This window comes from Pseudomonadota bacterium (genome assembly GCA_026388255.1).
GTDB lineage: Bacteria > Desulfobacterota > Syntrophorhabdia > Syntrophorhabdales > Syntrophorhabdaceae > JAPLKB01.
Genome location: JAPLKC010000083.1, coordinates 89,191 through 110,546, shown reverse-complemented (window position 1 = coordinate 110,546; position 21,356 = coordinate 89,191). Strand labels below are relative to the sequence as shown.

The following is a 21,356-nucleotide window of genomic DNA, read 5'->3' as shown; positions in this document are numbered from 1 at the left end:
TAGAGTATGAATTTGTATAAGATTTCCCATCAAGACATAACGGGGCTACAGCCGAAGAATATGGGTGCATATATTGAGACGGGTGTTGGAAAGGCACATACAGGCAAGGATGCTGATATGGGCCGGAAGGCTGCGGTCGAAGCCCTTACACGGCTTAATCGTTTTAAACCTACGTTAACGATAGTCTTTGCCTCCTCAGAACTTAATATTGAAGAGGTTAGCAGAGGGGTTACCGAAATTGTCGGAGATTGTCCAATCATAGGCACGAGCACCGCAGGGGAAATAGCTGATGGATATCTTTCGAGAAGCGTAGTCGTTGCCGTTATCGCCTCGCCGCATTTGCGGATAAGGACAGGTATCGGCAGGCATGTTTCTTTTGATTACAAAAAGGCTGTCAGACAGGCATTGGCCGAAGCAGGGGTTTCAGGATATTTCAGCCCTGACCACCCTTTGCACCAGATGTTGAACATGACAACGTCGAGGGGGGCAGGGGTTTCACCTGTGTTCCTTATTGTTTTCTCTCCGGGTGCAACAAAAAAACAGGCTTCATTTAGTCATGATATACATACAGAGCTCAGGAAAGCCTCGGTGAACCGTATCCCCATATTCGGAGGGAGTTCTTCCGACAATTATCATTTCGAATCAAACTATCAGATTATGAATGATGTGGTTTACAACGATGCTATAGCCCTGGCCTTTATAGAAACAGATATCCTTTTCGGTCTCGGAACAGCACATGGATTTTCCCCTACCACACAACGTGCATTAGTCACAAGGGCATCAGGGCACATTGTTCACGAACTTGACGGGAGACCGGCAGTTGATGTCTGTGCCGATTTACTGGGTATACCTATTGAACATCTGGGCGACGGGGTAATCTGGTTCAGCCAGTTTCCCTTTGGTACCAGCGATTTATACGGCAACTGGCTCCTCAATGTCCCTGAATGTGTGCTGCCTGATGGTTCAATACAATTCGGACCCCTGATGAGGAATGACCAGGTGCTCACATTGATGCGAGCAAATAGAGAAGACATTGTTCGGGCAGGACTCGCTGCCTATAACAAGGCCATCCGCCAGGGAGGGTTAAAAAAGCCGGCTTTTGCAATGATGTTCTCCTGTGCTTTAAGAAAGAGGTTGATGGGGTCTGACGAGTCAAAAGAAATGGACCTTCTTCGCAAAAAAGCCAGGATCCCTTTATGCGGATTTTATACCTTTGGTGAGCAGGGTCTTTCTGATGACGGACTGCCGGTTTTCCAGAACCAATCAGTTTCAACGCTTGTCTTTTCAGATGAGCTGAACCCTGTTACTGCATTGATACACAAAGGAAAACGCATCTATTACGAATTTACGTCACGGTTGAACAAAAAAGAAACCCAGATGAAGGTAATGAGTAAAATCAACCGGATTATTCAGGAAGAAACCGATATGATGCGTCTGATTGCTCGGCTATCAGACAGGCTTAACAACCTTTTCCCCTGGGCAGACTGGAAGTTCTACCTGCCCGCGGATATCCGGCATACCTTTTCGATAGCTACAACTCACGACAATAATGGATTTCCCACTCAAATATACACGAAAAACATACCCTCCGGTTTTATCTTCATCCCTCTTGACAGCCAGAGCAAACGGTTCGGGGTGTTGCTGCTGAAAGGAAAGACCGGTATCGTTTCGCCCGACGAAGAAGATATGACCCTTGCAAAAACCATAGCAAGACTTACCGCCAAGGGCTTGCAAAGAATAGAGGTAGACAAGAGGCTAACGAATAAACTGGTGCAGTTGGAGATTTTAAACCATTTGAGCAATGAAATTTCAAGGTCTATTACAACAAACACAAAATTGAAAAATATTACAAGGCACATCAGGCGTATCCTTAAGCTTTCAACGGTAAGCCTCTGGCTTATAGACCCTGCCGGCAAGTTCCTTGTAAAGGATGCATCCGATGCGGACAGGACATCAAAGGAGATATATGATGAAAACGATGAAGGTCTTGCACGATGGCAGATTGAACATCGCAGACCTGTCTCCATAGCAGATCTACCGAAAGACGACTTTCCGGTGAAGATGTCTGCCCTTTCTGACAGAGGCTTTATTTCCCTGCCCATTTCATACAAGGGACAGATCATGGGTATTCTGAACCTTTTCTGGAAGAAGGATCATGAACTTTTTTTCCAGTATGACCATATACAGGAAAATATGGAGTTTCTTTCAGGCGTTACCAATCAGCTTGCCATTTTTATAGAAAACAGGTATCTTCAGAAGCATACAACATTCTTGAAGGAGATCCATCATCGGGTGAAGAACAACCTTCAGAATGTCGCCAGCATTCTACGGATGCAGATCAGGCGGCTTGATGGAAGCTCTGCAGAGCAGGCATTGAATGACAGTATATCCCGCATAATGAGCATTGCCGTAGTGCATGAAACACTCTGTCAGGGAGAAATCGGCATGGTGGATTTGCGGAAACTCATGGATAATGTAAGCAGACTGTCTCTTGCAGGTCAGTTTGAACCGAAGATGGCAGTTGACATATCGGGGCCATCAATGATGATTCCCTCCAAAGAGGCTACATCACTTGCCCTGATTTTAAACGAACTGATTCAGAACGCTGCCCGTCATGCCTATAAAGGACAGAGCGAAGGAAAACTGTCAATAATCCTTGAAGAGGCGGCAAACAATGTCTCAGTGACTATCAAGGATGAAGGCTCGGGTTTGCCCGAAGGCTTCAACCCTGATAAGGATGGCAATCTGGGACTTACAATTGTGCGCACGTTAGTTAAGGACGACCTGCGAGGCAGGTTTACATTGGGAGGAGAGGGAAGGACAACTGCATGTGTCACATTTCCTTTAATGAAAAATTACTATGATCTGAAGTTATGAGCTTTCGAATATTAATTGCAGATGATGAGCCCCTAATCCGGGTAGACCTGAAAGAGTTGTTGGAGGGGATCGGCCATGAAGTGATTGCCGAGGCAAGGGACGGCAGAGAGGCCCTTGATCTGATAAAGCAGAAAAAGCCTGATGTTGTCATACTGGACATAAAGATGCCCCATATGAGCGGCATAGACCTGGCAAGGAAGATAGCAGACAGCTATCCGGTGATAATACTCACTGCCTATTCCGACCGCCATCTCATCGATCAGGCCCGGGATGCCGGTGTTATGGCATATCTCACAAAGCCCTTCAGGGAGGAAAGTCTTTCCCCTGCACTCGAGTTATCGGTAAGACATTTTCTGGAAAAATCTTCTCTTACAGAACGTATATTACGGCTCAAGGACGAACTTGAAAAGCGCAAGCTGGTAGACAGGGCAAAAGGTCTCCTGATGGATAAGGAACACCTTACAGAGTCACAGGCATACCGTAGGATTCAGAAGATCAGCATGGACAAAAATAAGTCGCTCAAAGAAGTTTCAGAGGCTATTATCACCATGCTTGGATAAAGCACATTGCACCAATTTTCAATCAGGTCATCGCAGGCGAAGCCGACAGTGCATCTTTGAATAGTGGATTGTAAAATCGGATCATGCTTTTCAACATGTAGTCTTTTTGTCAACCCTTGATAAAACTTTAAAAATGTTTATAATAGTAGCAATATACAAATAAACAGGGGGCTTTACATGAACCAGATGAAGACTTTCTTCCTGATGGTTGTTTTAACGATAATTTTTGTTGCCCTGGGAGGCATGATAGGCGGAAGTACCGGCGCTGCTGTCATGTTTCTCATTGCCCTTGTCATGAACTTTGTCAGTTACTGGTTTTGTGACAGGATTGTTCTATCTATGTATAGCGCAAAAGAAGCATCCCAGAGCGAATTTCCACAATTGTACAGCATTGTTAATAATCTCTCCCAAAAGGCGTCTATCCCCATGCCCAGGATTTATATTATCGATAATGAAAGCCCCAACGCCTTTGCAACCGGCAGGGATCCATCGAAAGGTGTGGTGGCCGTCACAAGAGGGATCATGCGGATATTAAGCCGGGACGAGCTTGAAGGTGTTATTGCCCACGAGATGTCCCATATTAAACACAGAGATATACTTATACAGACGGTTGCAGCGACACTGGCAGGCGCAATCACCATGATTGCCAACTGGGCACGCTTTGCAGCCTTTTTCGGCGGAAGCAGCAGTGATGATGAAGGAGGCGGTAATATATTCAGCGTAATCATCTTTTCTATAATCGCTGCCTTTGCCGCCATGCTTATTCAGCTTGCCATTTCAAGGTCAAGGGAATATCTTGCCGATGACGGCGGAGCAAAACTTACAGGGAATCCACTCTTTCTATCAGAAGCTTTGAAGAAGCTCCATACAGGCATAGCACGTAGCCCGATGAACGATGCGAACCCGTCCACTGCTCCGCTTTTTATAATGAACCCCTTTACTGCAAAGGGGGTGCTTTCCCTTTTCAGCACCCATCCTCCAATAGAAGAAAGAATCAAGAGATTGGAGGATTTGGCATATAGAAGATAGTTTCGGTAGCACCTTAAGAACAATATGTGTTCAGGCAATTAAGAGGGTAGAGGACGGCAGTTTCCTTGATGAGACTTTAGACCGTTCATTCTCAAGGTATAAACTTACAGAAGCCCAAAAGGGCCTGATCTACGAAATAGTGTCCGGTGTAGTGAGGTGGAAAGGCTATCTCGACTGGATACTTTCTCAATACGCCAGAAAAACGGTTAAAAATGAGCTAAAACACCTCTTGAGGGTTAGTCTTTATCAGATTTCGTTTATGAAAAAGGGTGCATACCATATTGTAAATGAATCAGTCGAGTATGCAAAGAATGAGCATGGTCCATTTGTTGCTAACTTTGTAAATGCAGTGCTGAGAAACTTTATAAGAGAAACAGATGTTGTTCATCACAGACCTGTCCCTGCCGGCATACATACAATTGAAAATTTGCAAGATTCAATCCCGCTGGAGGCTGGTCGATCCCAAATTTCAAATTTATCAATTATTTATTCTTTTCCTGAATGGCTTATCGGCAGATGGTTAAAAAGATTCGGATATGATGAAACGATAAAGCTCCTTACTAACTTAAACAAGCCACCAGAATTCAGTATCAGGGTAAACCTTAACAAAATTTCGAGAGACGAAGTGATGCACCGCCTTGAAGATAAAGGTATCGGAACAAAGAAGGGGCGTTTTCTGGAATCGGCCCTGTATGTTGAGAGGATAGGCCCGGTATTGAAAGATGAGCTTTTTAAAAAAGGTCTTATCCATGTTCAGGATGAAGCTTCCCAGCTTGCCGGCTTGTCAATCCGGTCCGAAAAGGGTGGTCTCATACTGGATGCATGCGCGGGTCAGGGAACAAAAACGGAACAAATGAAAGAACAGTTTGACGTACAGACAATCATTGCAATGGACAGCGAAATAAAGCGGTTAAAATTCATAGCTCCCACAATAATGCGTGTAATAGGCGATGCTGCCTGTAGTCCTTTCAAAGACGGAGCTTTTGATGCAATCCTCCTTGATGCCCCGTGCTCCTCTTTCGGGATTATCAGAAAACACCCTGAAATAAAATGGCGGAGAGCTGGAAAGGACATTGCCGCATTTGGCGACTATCAGTTCAACCTGTTAAAGTCTTTGTGGACAAAACTGAAACCGGGTGGCCATCTTGTCTACAGTGTCTGTTCTTTTGAGCCCGAAGAGACCGTCTTTGTTGTAGATAGGTTTAAAAAAGAAGAAATGTTTATACTTGAAAATCCTCTACCGTTACTGTTTAATAAAAATATGGAATATTATTTATCTTTACCTCATGAAACTGCTATGGATGGATTTTTTATAGCAAGGCTCAGGAAAATATGAACTGGTTCAGGGCTTTTTTATATTTCTGGGTAGCCATAGCAGTTTTTGTATTATCGGGGTATCTTACTGTGAGTGTTTTACTCAAAGCCGGAGGAACCGTTATATGTCCGGACGTGCGGGGAAAGAATGTTGACGATGCAAAACAATTGGTTCAGAGTAAGGGATTGTCCCTTGCTGTTGTGAAATATGAAAGGAGAAATGATGTTCCCTATAATCATATTACGGTACAAAAGCCCGAGGCAAACATATCTACAAGGAAGGGAAGGATTGTGCTGGTAATTGTGTCTGAAGGACCGGAGCTTATCCGCGTTCCGGTGTTGACAGGGCAAATGGTCGACAATGTGGGAGAAATATTGAAAGGAATAAACTTAAAAATCGAGAAGACAATTTATGTACCCAGCCCAAAGGTCGGCAAAATAATTGCCCAGACACCAAAGGGTGGGGAAGATATGCTTGAAGGAAAAGGGATAACGCTTTTTGTCGGCACAGAACAAAAAATGCTCTATGTAATGCCGGATGTAAAAGCGCTGGATCTGTCCGAGCTTTCAGACGAAATGGATAAAAAAGGTATAAAGTACAAAATAACATACGAGAAAAGCGAATATAACATGCGTTTAAAACCGGCCATAGAAGCATCCATCCCTTTAAGAACTATATTCAAAGCAGATGATGAGATAGAAATAAAAGCAATTCCCGGAGGATAAGATGAATAAAATCCAGATAGCCCCATCAATCCTGTCATGTAATTTTTTAACACTTGAAAAGGAAATAGAATCGGTCGAAAAAGCCGGAGCAGATCTTATACATATAGACGTAATGGATGGCCATTTTGTTCCTAACATAACAATCGGCCCGATATTCGTAGAGGCCATAAGGAAAATTACAAAAAAAACTCTTGATGTTCACTTGATGATCGAGCATCCTGAAAAGTTTATAAATGCCTTTGTTGATGCAGGAGCCGATATTATAACGGTGCATATTGAGACTGACCCTCACATTTTGAAAACGATAGATGTGATTAAATCAAGGGGCGTAAAGGCAGGCATAACGCTGAATCCATCTACACCGCTTGAAATGCTCGATTATGTCCTTCCTGAGGCGGATCTGTTGCTCATTATGACGGTTAACCCAGGATTCAGCGGGCAGTCATACATAACTTCCATGGATAGAAAAATTGTAAAGGCCCGAGAGATGATAAAAAAAACCGGGAAAGCAATCGATCTTCAGGTAGATGGTGGCTTAAAGGCTTCAAATGCGAGAAAGGTTGTTAATGCAGGTGCAAATATATTAGTTATGGGTACAGAGATATTTCACAGCAAAAATTATAAGCAAAAAATAGATGAAATCAGGAAAAACGTCGAAGAGGTGAAGCCTGGATCTAAAAAAACAAAAAATATATAAAAAGGTTTTTGAGATTGCCTGCAGAACCCTTTTGAACTCAAATTGCGAAGCCCGATTTATCAATGCCGGAGTTACCTATGAGAGCATACAGGATCAATATAGCGTTGATGTACCGTATTTTGATGAGATGATTACGCTGGAGATACCTGAATTTTTGTTCAAAAGTTCAAAAGGTTCAAATGTTACCCTTGTTACAAAGATCATTATTCTTCACTACATTAATGCTGCCGGCGGTTCCTTACCCGGGGTTGATAAAATATCCTATGGAGATATACCCGGATTAGCGGGATATTTGCCTGTTTTTGAACAGAGGGTTGCCCGCCCTCTTATAACAGCCTTTGGATTTGATAAGTATGTTTTTCTTGAGACCGGTGAATCCCTGGGAGGAATAAAAGAAGATTATGGTGATGCATCTTTTACTCTCTATGCCCTTCCGCGAATACCGATTACCTTTATTCTATGGGAAGGTGATGAAGAATTCCAGCCTTCTTTAAAAATGCTTTTTGATCCTTCCATTACCGGATACCTTCCACTTGAAGATATAACGGTCATATCAAAGCTCGCATCAACAAGGATAATAAAAGAAGCCAGATTAAGGCATTGCAGGGTTTAAAAAAAGCAGAAGAAGCATGTACATAGGTGGTGGTGCCGACCGCGCATTTATGGTTATTGACTTTCTTAGACTTTTTATGTTTAAGTAATAACTTCAATAAGTAATAACTTCAGAGAGAATTGAGGTGAAAGCATGAAAAGAACGTACCAGCCTCACAATAAAAGCATGAGAAGAACACATGGTTTTCTTGTGAGAATGAGGACAGCTTCCGGAAGGGAAGTTATTAGAAGAAGACGGGCTAAAGGAAGAAAACAACTGACTGTATAATATCCTTGCGTGATGGATAGCGGGTAATCAGTAAATTAGGGCAATTATTCATAAGCTCCTGAAATATCACATGATAGCCGATGCAAATGGAATACTGTCTTACAAAAAAAGAACGATTGAATAAAAAGGATTTTCGGGGTATAAAATGGGTAAAGGATGCGGAAACACACCATTTTATACTTTTATTATATAAAGATCAAAACAGTATAAAAAAGCTTGGGGTAACGATAAGGAAAAAGGTAGGGGGGGCAGTTTTCAGAAATCGGATGAGGAGACTGATAAAGGAATATTTCAGACTGAATAAGTCACTTTTTAAAGATTGTTATAACCACCTTATTAAGGTAAAGAAACCACCCCAAAAGCTGACATGGAGTGATATAAATAGTGAATTGCAAGAATTATTAAGTGGAAATACCCGATAATGAAAAAATATGTTATACGCTTAATAGATATATACAGTATTTTCCTATCTCCTTTTATCCCCACTGAATGTCGGTTTTATCCTACCTGCTCATGTTACATGAAAGAAGCGATAGAGAAAAAGGGCCTTGGTTCAGGCATACTGCAGGGATTAAAAAGAATTTTAAAGTGTAACCCCTTGTATCCCGGCGGATATGATCCGGTTAAATAGCGGAGGCATTGAATGGAAAAACGTACAATAATAGCTCTGATTCTGACAGTTGTCATACTTTTTGTGTTTCAGACATATTTTGCTCCAAAACCACAGCAGCCGGTTGAGCAGCCACAAAAAAAAGAGCAGGTAAAAGAAGATAAAAAAGATCAGACACAGGCGAAAGCCAAAGAAGAGATACAAAAAGGGGAGGCTAAACAAAAAATAAAGGGCATTATAGCTAAACCTAAAACTGAAGCAAAACCCCCAAAAGATGTACTTGTCGAGACGCCTTTCCTTAAAGTCACATTGACGGACTTCGGGGGAGGGATAAAAAACGTAAAATTAAAAAAATATAAAGAGACCGTAAAAGATGACAAGGATAAAGAGATTATTGAAGATATATCCCCTTATATATATCTTCCCACGATCGCAAGAGTTGTTAACAATGAAACGATAGACGATAGAACAAACTTCAAGCCGGACAGGGAGAATGTGACAATAAAAGATAAACTGGAGAAAGTTGTATTTACCGGCATGCTTAGTGACGGCAAAAAAGTTAAAAAAACATATACATTTTATCCTGATACTTATACAATCGATATGAACATCGAAGTGCAGGACGCCGATAAAAACAAGACTCGCCTTGATTTCGCGGTTATCAATCACAAAAAAACGTCAGACTATACCTTTAAGGGACCATTTGTTTTTAATGGTAAAAAATTTGAGCAGATAGAAAAGATTGAAAAGAACATAGAGATTGACAAAAATTTTGTATATGCCGGTCTCGACGAAGGATTTTTTGCCTTTATTTATATACCCCAGGATAATTCCAGGGTGCCTCTTACGATCTTAAAAACCGAAGCCGGCGACCCTGTTCTCAGGTTGCACATGGATAAAGAGAATATTTCTGCAAAATTATACTTTGGTCCAAAACAGAGCGATATATTGAAAAATCTCAATATAAAAGCTGAAAAAATAATAGATTTCGGATGGTTTGACGTTATCGCAAAACCGCTTATTCTTGGCATGAACTATAGCAACAAAGTAACACATAACTATGGGATAGACATTATTCTTCTGACAATATTAATAAAGATCATTTTTTATCCTTTGAGCCTTAAGAGCTACCAGTCAATGAATAAGATGAAGAAGTTGCAGCCGCAGATTCAAAAATTGAGGGAGAAATTTAAGGATGACAAGCAGAAGTTAAACCAGGAGATGATGGGCATGTACAAAACACAGGGTGTAAATCCTATGGGGGGATGCCTTCCGATGATTATCCAGATTCCTGTATTTTTTGCTTTATATAAAGCATTGTCCAGCGCAATAGAGCTTCGTCACGCACCATTTATGTTTTGGATTAATGATCTTTCTGCGCCGGAAGATTTATTTTCTTTCAGTGTTCTTGGATATTCGTTACCGATAAGAATTCTGCCTTTAGTTATGGGTGTTACTCAGGTCATTCAGCAGAAAATGACCCCAACTACTGCCGACCCGATGCAGGAAAAGATGATGCTCTTCATGCCTGTGCTCTTTACCTTCCTGTTCTGGGGTTTCCCTGCGGGACTCGTCCTGTACTGGCTGGTGAATAACGTAATATCCATAGGACAACAATACTACATTAATAAAAAAGTCTCGTGAGGGGGCAACATGGATTTTATAGAAGTAGAAGGCAAAACTTACGAAGATGCGATCAGAAAGGCTTTGCTTGAATTAAATGCCGAAGAAAGAGACCTTGAAATAGACGTTAAGGAAATCGATACAAAGGGTATCCTTGGTTTTCTCGGCAGCAAAAAAGTAAGAATTACGGCAAGGATTAAAAAGACAGGCTCTCTTAGGGCAGACACACCAAAGACAGATGTCCCTGATTTAGACGCCCCCAAGACGGACACCCCTGAAGAATATGGCAAGTTTTTTTTGGAGGAGTTAAGCAAATTCGTCGATCTGGATTTCAATGTAAAAGTCACAAATACACCCGAGAGACTAATGTTTCTTGTACAATGTGACCACGGGGACATTCTGATAGGCAAAGACGGTGAGACGCTTGAAGCGCTCCAGCATATCCTCAGACTTGCCATTGCAAAGCGATATAAGCAGGGATTGAAACTTCTCGTCGATATTAACGGCTACAGAGAAAAACGGAAAAAAGGCCTGACAATCATGGTAAAAAGGCTGGCAGATAAAGTTAAAAGGACCGGCAGAATCCAAAAAACAGACCCGCTGAATCCGTACGAGAGAAGGGTAGTGCATACGCTTTTTAAAAACAACAGAAATGTGAACACCAAAAGCGAGGGTGAAGGACATACGAAAAGGGTAGTCATTTCCCTCAGAAAAAAGAATATGAATGGAAAAAGATGATACTATATGCGCCATTTCTACCCCTGTAGGCGAGGGAGGAATCGGCGTAGTTAGGATGAGCGGGCAGTTTGCCCACCCTATACTGAAAAAGATATTTAAGCCAAATCAAAAAAATAGCTTTTATCAACCACGCACCTTATACCTCGGGCACATTACAAATCCGGACAACAACAATATAGTTGATGAAGTATTTGTGGTATTCATGCATGCACCGAATACTTTCACAAAAGAGGATATTGCAGAGGTCTACTCTCATGGCGGGTATGCCACCCTGAAGAGCATTCTGGCCATCATGATCGCGCAAGGCGCAAGGCTTGCCGAACCGGGTGAATTTACAAAAAGGGCGTTTCTCAATGGCAGGATAGACCTGCTTCAGGCTGAATCTGTTCTTGATATCATTCAGAGCGAAACGGATGAAGAATTAAAAAACGCTATTGACCAACTGGAGGGGAAATTATCCCGGAAAGTTAATGTTTTGAAGGGGGATATTAAAGAAGCGCTGATCGAAATAGATGCATTTATAGAATTTCCTGAAGAAGATGTAGAGATAGATAAAAATGGAATTCTTTTAAGGCTGAGAAAGACAAAGCAGGAGATTGAAACACTGGTAAATTCTTATTATGAAGGCAAGGCAATCAAACATGGTCTGGAGGTCCTCATCGTGGGAAAGCCGAATGTCGGCAAATCGAGCCTTTTGAATGCCCTCCTACTCAAAGAGAAAGCGATTGTTACGCCAATCCCGGGAACCACGCGTGATCTGATAGAAGATACTTTTCATATAAAAGGCATAAAGGTAAAGATAATTGATACGGCGGGATTACGGAAACCCAGGGATGCAGTTGAAAGAGAAGGTGTAGAGAGGGTAAATCAGAAAATCCCTAAAACAGACCTCATCATTTGGGTACTCGACGGCTCCGAAACATATACTTCGGAAGACGAGGATATCTTAACTAAAATCAAGGGGATGCCAGTTGTACCCGTTATAAATAAAATTGACCTGACACAAAGGCTTGAGAAGACTATTTTGAAATCCGGAAACCTGCAATGGATTGAAATATCAGCATTAAAAGATATAGGATTCGAAGAGCTTAAAGATGAAATATATGTAAGGCTGATGAAGAAAGGTTTCAAAAGGGGCGATGTGCTTATCACGAACATGAGGCACAGGGATGCGCTCGAAAAGACGGCAGAAGCCATCAGTAGGGCAATTACATGTATAATAGAACAGGAGCCTTTAGAGTTTACGGCTTTTGAACTTCAGGAATCCCTATTGCGTCTTGGTGAAATTACAGGCGAGACATGTCCTGACGAGATTTTACAGGGCATTTTTACCAGATTTTGTATCGGCAAATGAATTGCCGCCCTGCCGCAAGCGGACTATAATATCAAAGACAAAAACTAAAAAAACTTTCGCAGAAGGTTGTAGGGAATCTATCCGGTGGAATGAATCACCCCGCGGCAAGCCACCGGGTATCAAAAACGAGAAAACAACCTGAAGCAATATCTAAGCAAGCTTCGGGGTATGAACCTGCGGCAATTAAAAATAGTATCAAGGTTTTAAACTATTATCTCTCTGATTGATGCCAGCGCTTCTTCAACTCTTGAGCCGGTCGCCAAAAAACGCACTTCCTCATCTTTAGAAAAATCCAACAAAACAGGACAAAGGATTGACTTTATATTTAAGTTTTTTCTTCCGGCAATAATAAAGTTATGGAATTTCATTCTGTCTTTATTTATATATATTTCACAATCATAATTATGTGCAATATCCGATAGGACGATTGTCTTTATTTGCTTTTCTTTTCCTGTTTTTATATGCATTTTGGTAAAACCGTTGGCCTCAAGGCTTTCTTTTTCTTCTCGCCATATATGGGCATACTTGCTTATCCATTCCTTGGAAGCTGTATCTTTGCCGATATCATAGCCTTCCTGTTCTGAACGAAGCCATTTGTATTGTAATATCTGATCTGCCTGTTCTTTGCAGTCCAAACATTGCTTTTCCCTCATCCAGTCGGCTTCGTAGTTATCCAGAAAATCTCTTAAAGCTTCTTCAAAGGATACCTCCTTCCCCTGCTGTTCAGAGAGGTACCACTTATGTTCTTCAATTGCCTTCAATTCAGAGGGGATAAGGTTAATTTCTTCTTTCATCTGTTTTATGTCAAGGGATCATAAATATTATACAGGATAATAAAAACCCTTTCATATATGCCGGGCGCTGATGACTCCCTCGGTCCTGCTACATTCAGGATCTCAGGCTGATTATCGGATAACCATGTTTGAATCGATTCAATTATCTCATTATCGGGCTTTTTTTCAAGGTCAATAAGGAGATATTGTTTCCTATGCTTTTTAGCGCATTCTATTGTCAATGCAGTGCCCCCTAAAGGGGCGCCTACAGTAAATATCAATGTTGCATCTGTGTCCACCACATTTTTTTCAGTACGGGATTCATAACGGTCTGTCTCAAGTTCCGTAAGTTTATCATATTTCTTGTCTATCGCCCCGTCTTCTGCCAGCCTTCCTCTGGGAACAGAACCCCCATAATCCAAGCCTATCTCTATTGCGACATCGATGGCCGCTCTGTCAACGCCTGTCTGGCAACCTGAGATGATCTTCATTAATATAACATAATGAATATAGGTGTCTTTAGCAACAGAAACTTTATTTATATGATAAGGCCTATGTTAAAAAATCATTGTCTATAGATGAAATCTTGCTATAATGAATATATATTTACATTACTTTCGGATTATACAGGAGGGCATTGATGGATCTCAGTGAATATTTTGAAAATGTAACCGGCTATGGAGTACTGGCAACGGCAGATTCAGAGGGAAAGGTAAATGTGGCTATTTATTCGAGGCCACATTTCATCGATGAGGAAACTATTGCATATATTATGACTGAACGTCTGACCCATGAAAATTTAAGGTCAAACCCTCATGCTGCATATATTTTCATAGAGGCTGGAGAAAAGTTCGTTGGAAAAAGATTGTATCTTTCCAGGATTAAAGAAGAAACCGATCCAGAAGCCATTGCAAAAATAAGATGGAGAAAATCTTACACAGTACCAGAAGACCAGCAGAAGGAAAAACGCTATCTCGTTTATTTCCGCATAGACAAGGTGCTGCCGTTGATTGGCGAGCAGGAGAAATAATAATACTCCTGAAGGTAGTAAGGATATAGTAACTGTATCCGGAGGGTTTATATGAAAAAATTAGTTGTTATTTTTACTTCAATTACATTTCTTATTTTAGCAATCGTCTTCCCCGTTGGATGCGCCGGTATGAATAAGGCTGCTATTGCCAATCCAGCTTCAGTCAACTGCGTAAACAAGGGCGGAACACTCTCTATCCAAAAAAGGGGTGATGGAGGAGAATACGGTATTTGCATATTTAAAGAGAACCGTCAGTGCGAGGAATGGGCTATGTTCAGAGGAGAATGCCCTGTAGGCGGTGTAAAGGTTACCGGTTATGTAACCCCTGCTGCAAGAATTTGTGTGATTACAGGGGGAATGTATACAGCTACAGGGAATAACAACATGGATAATGAACAGGGAAACTGTACCTTTAAAAATGGAAGTATGTGTAATGTGTGGGATTATTACGATGGAAAATGCATCGGAACGGACAAAACATCAAAGTAATTCTGTAATTGAATTCTAATAAATCTACTACAATCCCGGCAGGCGATAATGCTGATTTTCCCTTAAGATGCAGGGATATGAGTTGAAACGTATTGAAAATCTGCATGAAACAGTGTTATTGTTTTTTATGCTCGGATTATATTGGGGGTCGATATGAAATCACCTATTACACGTGAAGGCTATGAAAATCTGAAGAAAGAACGCGAGTTGCTGCTTACCGTCAAAAGGCCGAAAATTATACTTGCGATAGAAGAGGCAAGGGCTCATGGTGATATTTCGGAAAATGCCGAATTGGATGCTGCAAAAGAGGAATACCAGTTCCTCCAGAAAAAGATTGCCGAAGTAGAAGTGATGATCACGAATTCAGAAGTTGTAGACGTGAAAAAGGCTGGAGGTGAAAACGTTGAATTCGGATGCAATATTACCCTGATGAATCTTGATACCGACGAAGAGGTGGTTTATCAATTGGTAGGTCCCTACGAATCCGATATCCAAAATGGTAAAATTTCCATGAGTTCGCCTCTCGGCAGGGCATTAATGGGCAAATCTGTAGGAGATGAAGTGAATTTTTCTGCCCCTGGAGGTAAACGGACTTATGAAATCATCAAAATTATGTAAGTTTTGTATTGATCCTGCCTTTATGTTTTCTTCTTTATAACATCAGCTATCTTATCAAGTCTCATCTTGACGGCAATATCGAGGACAGTTTGATTTTTGTCGTTGGCAGCCGACAGGTCGGCGTTGTTTTCTATGAGAAAAGCGGCTATTCCCGTGTGTGAACTCAGGCAGGCATGCATCAGAGAGGTATTGCCGTGCCTGTCCCTGGCGTTTAAATCCGCTTTATAGGCAGCAAGCAGTTTCACAACTTCTATGTAGCCTCTTTTGCTTGCAATGATGATACAGGTATCGTCAAACTTGTCTTTTAGATTTGCATCGGTATTTCTGGACAGCAGTAACTTAACAACGTTTGCGTGACCTGATGTGCATGCATACATGAGGGGTGTATTGCCGAGATTATTCTTTGCGTTAATATCTGCGTTATGATCGATAAGTACCCTTGCCGTATCGGCAAAACCATACATAGAAGCATAGAAGATCGGAGTCGATCCATTATTGTCCGCCACATTTATGTCGGCGCCCCTGCCCAACATAATCCTTACAGTTGCCGAATCGCCTTTCTCACAAGCTTTCAATAAATCAGGTAATCGATTGTCCATGTTAAATATACCTCACTGTTCCTGAAAAAACCCATGCAATCATTTCCAGAAAAAAGTTGTTTTTATCCCTTTTCCATTTACAGATTCCCACTGGTAAACCTGTGGTACTATTAATATATACCACCTTGCTCCTTCCGTAAGCATAAATCTATAATAAACTATAGAAATATAACAATGACTGCCCTCAAAAGGAAGAAAATTATTTGCGCACCTTCTTTGAAAGAATACTTGACAAAATAAAACAATTGTTTTAAACATATAATTAAAACAAATGTTTATAAATGAGGTTTATGGAGAATAGTAAACAAATCAGCCTAAGTACACGTGAACGTATTCTTGAAGCATCCGGAGAAGCTTTTGCCGAAAACGGATTCAGAAATGCAACGGTGAGGGATATATGTAAGAAGGCCAATGTAAATATTGCTGCCGTAAATTATCATTTCGGTGACAAGGAGAGTCTTTACGTCTCAGTTTTGAAATATTGGCGGGAGGTGGCTTTTCAAAAATATCCCCTCGATCTCCGGATAGATGAACATAAAACCCCGGAAGAACATCTCAGGTTTTTTATAAGATCCTTTCTCTTTCGGACGCTTGAAGAAGGCCAGTATTCCTGGTTCGGGAAACTTGTTGCAAGGGAGTATATGGAACCTACGAAGGCGCTTGATATCCTGATTGAAGAAACGATACAGCCTACTTTTGTATTTCTTTCTTCTGTTGCACAGAAAATACTTCAAAAACCGTCGAGCGAAGAGACAATTCGTTTTTGTTGTTTAAGCATAGTCAGCCAGTGTCTTTTTTTTGTTTATGCAAAGCATGTAATCAAGAAACTTTTTCACCAGGACAACTTCAGGACAGAGGAGATAGAATCTATAGCAGACCATATAACCGTATTTTCAGTAGAGGCAATCAAATCTCTCGGCGGGCATGTTGAAGGAGAAGGCAAATGAAAGGGCAAATGAAAGGGCAAATGAAAGGGCAAATGAAAGGGAATGGTACTGAAATGTTGATCAAAAAAAGAATAAATATGGTTAAATGCATTGCTGTTATTATTATTGTCCTGATCTGTACGGCGCATCATGCCCCTTCTTATGCACAGGAAACGGGGCAGCATTACCTGTCGGCCAACACGGCAGGGTTGTCAGGAGATAAATCCCTGACCGGAGAGGATTGCAATAAATATACGCTTTCAATGTTAATCAGATATGCCATGAAAAACAATCCGAGGATCAGGATAGCTGCAAAGGATATAGAAGCGGAAACGTACGGGATAGACTCGGCAAAGGCTGACAGAATGCCGAAGATCGATGCAGGCGGCGGCATTACCCGGTATCGTTATGATACCCCTCTCACGCCCATTGTAATAGTGCCGCCTATAGGTCCGGGAACTGATTTTCCTTTATTCAGAAGTACCTTATGGGATGCCGGTGTTTCCTTCAAGCTACCTATATTCAAGGGTGGAAGACTCTTCAGGGGTGTAAATGTAGCTGAAATGAAAAAGACGGTTGCCGAGGACAATTACAGGATGAGTAAGCAGGAGCTTGTTTATAACATCTCAAGCATATATTACAAGATTGCACAGCTTGAAAAACTACTTCTTGCCAATGATGCATCGGTGAAACAGCTTGAGGTGCATAAAGGAAACGTGGAGGTCTATCTTAAAACAGGTGTTGCGCCGAGGCTCGATCTGCTTAAGACAGAAGTTGAGCTTGCCCATGCGATGGAAAACAGACTTCTTGTAAAGAACAGCCTTGCAAGCGCCTACGAGCTTTTAAAGACCCTCATGGGTATGGACGATATGAACGTCAGGATTTCCATTGTTCATGAAAAGACTGCGGATGTATCCCGTCCTGCCCTTGCAGAAAGCGCGGACATGGCATTATCTAGGAGACCGGATTATAAAGCCGCTGCCAAAAAGAGGCTTATCAGTGAAGAACGAATAAAGATAGCTGAAGGCAGGAGACTCCCTGATATTTTTGTAGCCGGCCAGTATGGCGGTGCTGCCGGCAGTGACACCGGATTCAGAGAGAACTGGTATTACGGCGTGAAATTGACGATGCCCATTATGGACGGCGGGTCTATAAAATCGGAGATAAACAGGGAAAAGGTGCAACTGGAAAAGGCAAAAGAGGAAGAACGCTCGTTAAAGCACGCCATAACCCGTGAGGTGAGAGATGCCCATCTGAGCATTGCAAATGTACAGGAGAGGTTAGAAGTTACCCGAAAGGCCATTGAGAGCGCACGCGAAAACCTCAGAATAGAATTACTCAAATATGATACAGGTACCGGTATGAGCCAGGATGTAATTGATGCGCAGACAACCCTCTTAAGGGCGGAAACGGATTATTATCAGGCAATTTTTGATGGAGAGACTGCCATTGCTTATTTGAGGAAGGCTATTGGCGAAGACAGGGATGACGGGGAGGCAGGGAAATGAAGAAAAAGAGAATTTTGATAGTTTTAGCTGTGATTGTCATAGGGATAACTTTCCTGGTCGTGTATAACCTCAAAGAGCAAAAAGACAACGGGGCAATGATCCTTTCCGGCAATGTTGAGGTAACAGAGACAAACGTGGGCTTTAAAGCACCCGGCAGGGTTACGGAACGCCTTGTGGATGAAGGCGATAAGGTAAAAGCCGGTGATCTGCTGGCCAGACTCGACAGTGCAGAGATCGCTTCAGTAGTGGCCCAGGGCAGGGCATCCCTGGATGAGGCAACTACAAAACTTGCAGAGCTGTCAGCCGGTTCCCGTTCTCAGGAGATAGAGCAGGCTAAAGCGCAGATGAATGCCCAGGAAGCAGAGCTGCAAAAGGTAAAAAAAGATTATGAAAGGGCAGAGATACTTTACAAAAATGGTGCCATATCTGCATCCCAGTTTGATGTTGCAAGAAGCGCCTACGATGCCCGTACAGCCCTCCACAGGAATGCCCTTGAGGTGTTGAGCCTCGTCAGGGAAGGGCCGAGAAAAGAAGAAATCAACATCGCGGGACACCGTGTTAAACAAGCCCGGGCAGCGCTTACCGCATCAGAGGAAAGGTTAAAGGATACGATGATCTATGCCCCTGTGAACGGTGTTGTACTGAGGAAGCATGTCGAAGCCGGTGAGACTATTGCTTCAGGCACGCCTGTTGTAACGATAGGCGATCTTGAGCAGCCGTGGATCAAGGTATATGTGAAAGAGGACAAGCTTGGCCGGATAAAACTGGGGCAAAAGACAAGAATAACAGTCGATACATTTAAAGGGAAGGTATATGAAGGCACTGTTACGTTTATATCGTCCGAGGCGGAATTTACCCCGAAAAATGTTCAGACGCAGGAAGAGCGGGTTAAGTTCGTATTCGGTGTGAAAGTAAGGGTAAAAAATGTAAATGATGAATTGAAGCCCGGCATGCCAGCAGATGTGAGGATTGAATTAAAGCCGTAATGATTTTTGAATCCCCCTCCATGTTGACCGGGTATTATATGTTACGAGGTTTATATTGAACGACATTGCCATAAAAACTGAAAATCTGACAAAGACCTTTGCCGGCAATGTAGTTGTTGATAACCTCAACCTTGAAGTCAGAAAAGGTGAACTTTTTGGTCTTGTCGGCCCGGACGGAGCAGGGAAAACAACGGTTATGAGACTCTTTGCCGCTATTATGGAGCCTACATCCGGTGATGCATGGGTTGGGTCCCGCTCCATTATTACAGAGGGCGAGCAGATAAAGGAGAACATCGGTTATATGTCTCAGCGGTTCGGCCTCTACGAAGACCTTACCGTTATGGAAAATATTCTTTTTTACGCAGACCTTTATGATGTCCCTGAAAGCAAGCGGCCTTCAAGGATCGAGCAGCTCCTTGGCTTCAGCAATCTCACACCCTTTACGGACAGGCTTGCAGGAAAGCTATCCGGAGGGATGAAGCAGAAGCTCGGACTTGCCTGTGCCCTTATCCATACGCCTGAGATTCTTTTCCTCGATGAGCCGACAAACGGTGTTGATCCGGTATCGCGGAGGGATTTCTGGAAAATACTCTACGGTCTGTTGAAAGAGCATGTAACAATCTTTGTCTCTACTGCGTATCTGGATGAGGCTGAGCGGTGTACGGAGATCGGGCTTTTATACAACGGAAAGCTGCTCGTAAAGGACAAACCTGCTGAAATTAAAAAAGCTATCAAACTTCCCATGTTAGAGCTGTGGAGTGATGATGCCCATGCTGCAAGGGAGGTTGTTGTTCGCATGAAAGGTGTTCAGGGTGTGAGCATCTACGGCGACAGGCTCCATATTACCCTTGTGGAAAAGAGCATGGTTTTTGAAATTATTGAGAAGTTGAAGGTTGAAGGCATGGAGATAAAGGATTACCGGGAGATATTGCCTTCTATAGAGGATGTATTTATTTCAATGGTGAAGCAATGAAGCAGAAACAGTTAATAGGGTCTACAGCAGTTAATAGGTACTATAATTCCTATTGGACCTATTAAACTGAAACAATTCCTTAGAGCAGGAGTAGAGACAGGAATCTAATGAATCAGGACAAATCTGTTGAAGATATTGCGGTAAATGTTGAAGGTTTGACCCGGAAATTCGGGGATTTCGTTGCAGTAGACGATGTAAGTCTCAGTATTATGAAGGGTGAGATATACGGGTTCCTCGGACCGAACGGTGCAGGCAAGTCAACGACTATCAGGATGCTTTGCGGGCTTCTGGCTCCCACTGAGGGGAATGGAACCTTAGGGGGGTATGATGTCGTACGCCAGTCAGAGCAGATAAAACAACATATCGGTTATATGTCCCAGAGGTTTTCCCTCTATGACGATCTCACGATAGCTGAAAATATAGATTTTTTCAGCGGCATTTACGGTGTCCCCAAGGAAAAGAAAATGGCAAGGAAGGAATGGGTTCTTGATATGGCAGGGCTCATGGACCGGCGGGACGCCATTACAAAAGAACTCCCGGGAGGTTTCAAGCAGAGACTTGCCCTGGGCTGCGCAATACTCCATGAACCTACGATACTTTTCCTTGATGAGCCTACATCGGGCGTTGATCCTTTATCAAGACGCCGTTTCTGGGAACTTATCAACGAAATGTCAAAGGCAGGGACTACTGTATTTGTGACGACCCACTATATGGATGAAGCGGAATATTGCCACAGACTCGGTCTGATCTACAGAGGAAAACTCATAGCTCAGGGCAAACCCTCTGAGCTGAAAGGTAGATACATGACAAGAGATGTCCTTGAGATAGAGGTTGACAGGGTTGTGGAAGCAATGGAGGCGCTGGAGGGGCATAATGTTCAGGCAGCTATTTTTGGCAGCACACTCCATATAATTGTGGAAAACGCCGGAACGGCGCTCCCTCAAATTGAAGAGATACTTAAAACATCCGGTATTACAGTGGGCAGCATAAAAAAGATCGTACCTTCTTTAGAAGACGTATTCGTCACCCTGATAGAGGTTGCATGA

General features: G+C 42.4%; 24 protein-coding genes. 21 read left to right on the top strand and 3 right to left on the bottom strand.

What is annotated here, in order from left to right; translation table 11 throughout:
• The first annotated feature begins 6 nt into the window (after positions 1-6).
• The 13 genes from NT178_10620 to mnmE all read left to right on the top strand — a co-directional run bounded on the left by NT178_10620 (position 7) and on the right by mnmE (position 12,408).
• Positions 7-2,877, top strand: coding sequence for an FIST C-terminal domain-containing protein (locus tag NT178_10620; GenBank protein ID MCX5812982.1), 2,871 nt, complete (start codon positions 7-9; stop codon positions 2,875-2,877).
• Positions 2,874-3,437 carry a response regulator gene (locus NT178_10615; GenBank protein ID MCX5812981.1) on the top strand — a complete coding sequence of 188 codons (564 nt, stop codon included), beginning with the start codon at positions 2,874-2,876 and terminating at the stop codon, positions 3,435-3,437. Before NT178_10620 ends, NT178_10615 begins: the two co-directional genes overlap by 4 nt.
• Positions 3,438-3,614: 177 nt before the next feature.
• Positions 3,615-4,466, top strand: a complete 852-nt coding sequence (gene htpX, locus NT178_10610; protein ID MCX5812980.1) for a zinc metalloprotease HtpX — start codon at positions 3,615-3,617, stop codon at positions 4,464-4,466.
• Positions 4,467-4,488: 22 nt separating this feature from the next.
• Positions 4,489-5,802: a 16S rRNA (cytosine(967)-C(5))-methyltransferase RsmB gene (gene rsmB / locus NT178_10605; GenBank protein MCX5812979.1), complete on the top strand. Its 1,314-nt coding sequence runs from the start codon at positions 4,489-4,491 to the stop codon at positions 5,800-5,802.
• Complete coding sequence (locus tag NT178_10600; GenBank protein MCX5812978.1) at positions 5,799-6,506, top strand: PASTA domain-containing protein; 708 nt, start codon at positions 5,799-5,801, stop codon at positions 6,504-6,506. Before rsmB ends, NT178_10600 begins: the two co-directional genes overlap by 4 nt.
• A 1-nt stretch (position 6,507) precedes the next feature.
• The gene (rpe, locus tag NT178_10595; protein ID MCX5812977.1) at positions 6,508-7,203 is read left to right on the top strand and encodes a ribulose-phosphate 3-epimerase; all 696 of its coding nucleotides are present in this window, start codon (positions 6,508-6,510) and stop codon (positions 7,201-7,203) included.
• Between the two features lie 31 nt (positions 7,204-7,234).
• Positions 7,235-7,816, top strand: coding sequence for a DUF3786 domain-containing protein (locus tag NT178_10590; GenBank protein MCX5812976.1), 582 nt, complete (start codon positions 7,235-7,237; stop codon positions 7,814-7,816).
• 132 nt (positions 7,817-7,948) lie between these two features.
• Complete coding sequence (rpmH, locus tag NT178_10585; GenBank protein MCX5812975.1) at positions 7,949-8,083, top strand: 50S ribosomal protein L34; 135 nt, start codon at positions 7,949-7,951, stop codon at positions 8,081-8,083.
• Between the two features lie 116 nt (positions 8,084-8,199).
• Positions 8,200-8,505, top strand: a complete 306-nt coding sequence (gene rnpA / locus NT178_10580) for a ribonuclease P protein component (GenBank protein ID MCX5812974.1) — start codon at positions 8,200-8,202, stop codon at positions 8,503-8,505.
• Entirely contained in the window at positions 8,505-8,714 is a 210-nt protein-coding gene (yidD, locus tag NT178_10575) for a membrane protein insertion efficiency factor YidD (protein MCX5812973.1), read from the top strand. The genes rnpA and yidD overlap by 1 nt, the downstream gene beginning before the upstream one ends.
• Before the next feature lie 12 nt (positions 8,715-8,726).
• Entirely contained in the window at positions 8,727-10,337 is a 1,611-nt protein-coding gene (gene yidC / locus NT178_10570) for a membrane protein insertase YidC (protein ID MCX5812972.1), read from the top strand.
• A gap of 9 nt (positions 10,338-10,346) precedes the next feature.
• The gene (locus tag NT178_10565; GenBank protein ID MCX5812971.1) at positions 10,347-11,054 is read left to right on the top strand and encodes a Jag N-terminal domain-containing protein; all 708 of its coding nucleotides are present in this window, start codon (positions 10,347-10,349) and stop codon (positions 11,052-11,054) included.
• Positions 11,041-12,408, top strand: a complete 1,368-nt coding sequence (mnmE, locus tag NT178_10560; GenBank protein ID MCX5812970.1) for a tRNA uridine-5-carboxymethylaminomethyl(34) synthesis GTPase MnmE — start codon at positions 11,041-11,043, stop codon at positions 12,406-12,408. The genes NT178_10565 and mnmE overlap by 14 nt, the downstream gene beginning before the upstream one ends.
• 203 nt (positions 12,409-12,611) lie before the next feature.
• Here mnmE and NT178_10555 read toward each other — a convergent pair whose 3' ends face one another.
• The gene (locus NT178_10555) at positions 12,612-13,202 is read right to left on the bottom strand and encodes an HPr family phosphocarrier protein (protein ID MCX5812969.1); all 591 of its coding nucleotides are present in this window, start codon (positions 13,200-13,202) and stop codon (positions 12,612-12,614) included.
• A gap of 5 nt (positions 13,203-13,207) precedes the next feature.
• Positions 13,208-13,672 carry a putative molybdenum carrier protein gene (locus NT178_10550; GenBank protein ID MCX5812968.1) on the bottom strand — a complete coding sequence of 155 codons (465 nt, stop codon included), beginning with the start codon at positions 13,670-13,672 and terminating at the stop codon, positions 13,208-13,210.
• A gap of 149 nt (positions 13,673-13,821) precedes the next feature.
• Here NT178_10550 and NT178_10545 point away from each other — a divergent pair, with 149 nt between their 5' ends.
• The 3 genes from NT178_10545 to greA all read left to right on the top strand — a co-directional run bounded on the left by NT178_10545 (position 13,822) and on the right by greA (position 15,318).
• A complete protein-coding gene (locus NT178_10545) occupies positions 13,822-14,211 on the top strand; it encodes a pyridoxamine 5'-phosphate oxidase family protein (GenBank protein MCX5812967.1) in 390 nt (129 codons plus the stop codon).
• 51 nt (positions 14,212-14,262) lie between these two features.
• Entirely contained in the window at positions 14,263-14,700 is a 438-nt protein-coding gene (locus tag NT178_10540) for a DUF333 domain-containing protein (GenBank protein MCX5812966.1), read from the top strand.
• 153 nt (positions 14,701-14,853) lie between these two features.
• Positions 14,854-15,318 carry a transcription elongation factor GreA gene (gene greA / locus NT178_10535; protein MCX5812965.1) on the top strand — a complete coding sequence of 155 codons (465 nt, stop codon included), beginning with the start codon at positions 14,854-14,856 and terminating at the stop codon, positions 15,316-15,318.
• 20 nt (positions 15,319-15,338) lie between these two features.
• On the opposite strand, the gene NT178_10530 is transcribed toward greA, so the two are convergent.
• Positions 15,339-15,917, bottom strand: a complete 579-nt coding sequence (locus tag NT178_10530) for an ankyrin repeat domain-containing protein (GenBank protein MCX5812964.1) — start codon at positions 15,915-15,917, stop codon at positions 15,339-15,341.
• Positions 15,918-16,207: 290 nt separating this feature from the next.
• Here NT178_10530 and NT178_10525 point away from each other — a divergent pair, with 290 nt between their 5' ends.
• From NT178_10525 to NT178_10505, 5 genes are all read left to right on the top strand, one after another.
• Positions 16,208-16,864, top strand: a complete 657-nt coding sequence (locus NT178_10525) for a CerR family C-terminal domain-containing protein (GenBank protein ID MCX5812963.1) — start codon at positions 16,208-16,210, stop codon at positions 16,862-16,864.
• Positions 16,861-18,351, top strand: coding sequence for a TolC family protein (locus NT178_10520; protein ID MCX5812962.1), 1,491 nt, complete (start codon positions 16,861-16,863; stop codon positions 18,349-18,351). The genes NT178_10525 and NT178_10520 overlap by 4 nt, the downstream gene beginning before the upstream one ends.
• Positions 18,348-19,337 (top strand): efflux RND transporter periplasmic adaptor subunit, encoded by a 990-nt coding sequence (locus tag NT178_10515; GenBank protein MCX5812961.1) that lies wholly within the window; start codon positions 18,348-18,350, stop codon positions 19,335-19,337. The genes NT178_10520 and NT178_10515 overlap by 4 nt, the downstream gene beginning before the upstream one ends.
• A 55-nt stretch (positions 19,338-19,392) precedes the next feature.
• Positions 19,393-20,310: an ABC transporter ATP-binding protein gene (locus NT178_10510; protein MCX5812960.1), complete on the top strand. Its 918-nt coding sequence runs from the start codon at positions 19,393-19,395 to the stop codon at positions 20,308-20,310.
• Positions 20,311-20,417: 107 nt separating this feature from the next.
• Entirely contained in the window at positions 20,418-21,356 is a 939-nt protein-coding gene (locus NT178_10505; GenBank protein MCX5812959.1) for an ABC transporter ATP-binding protein, read from the top strand.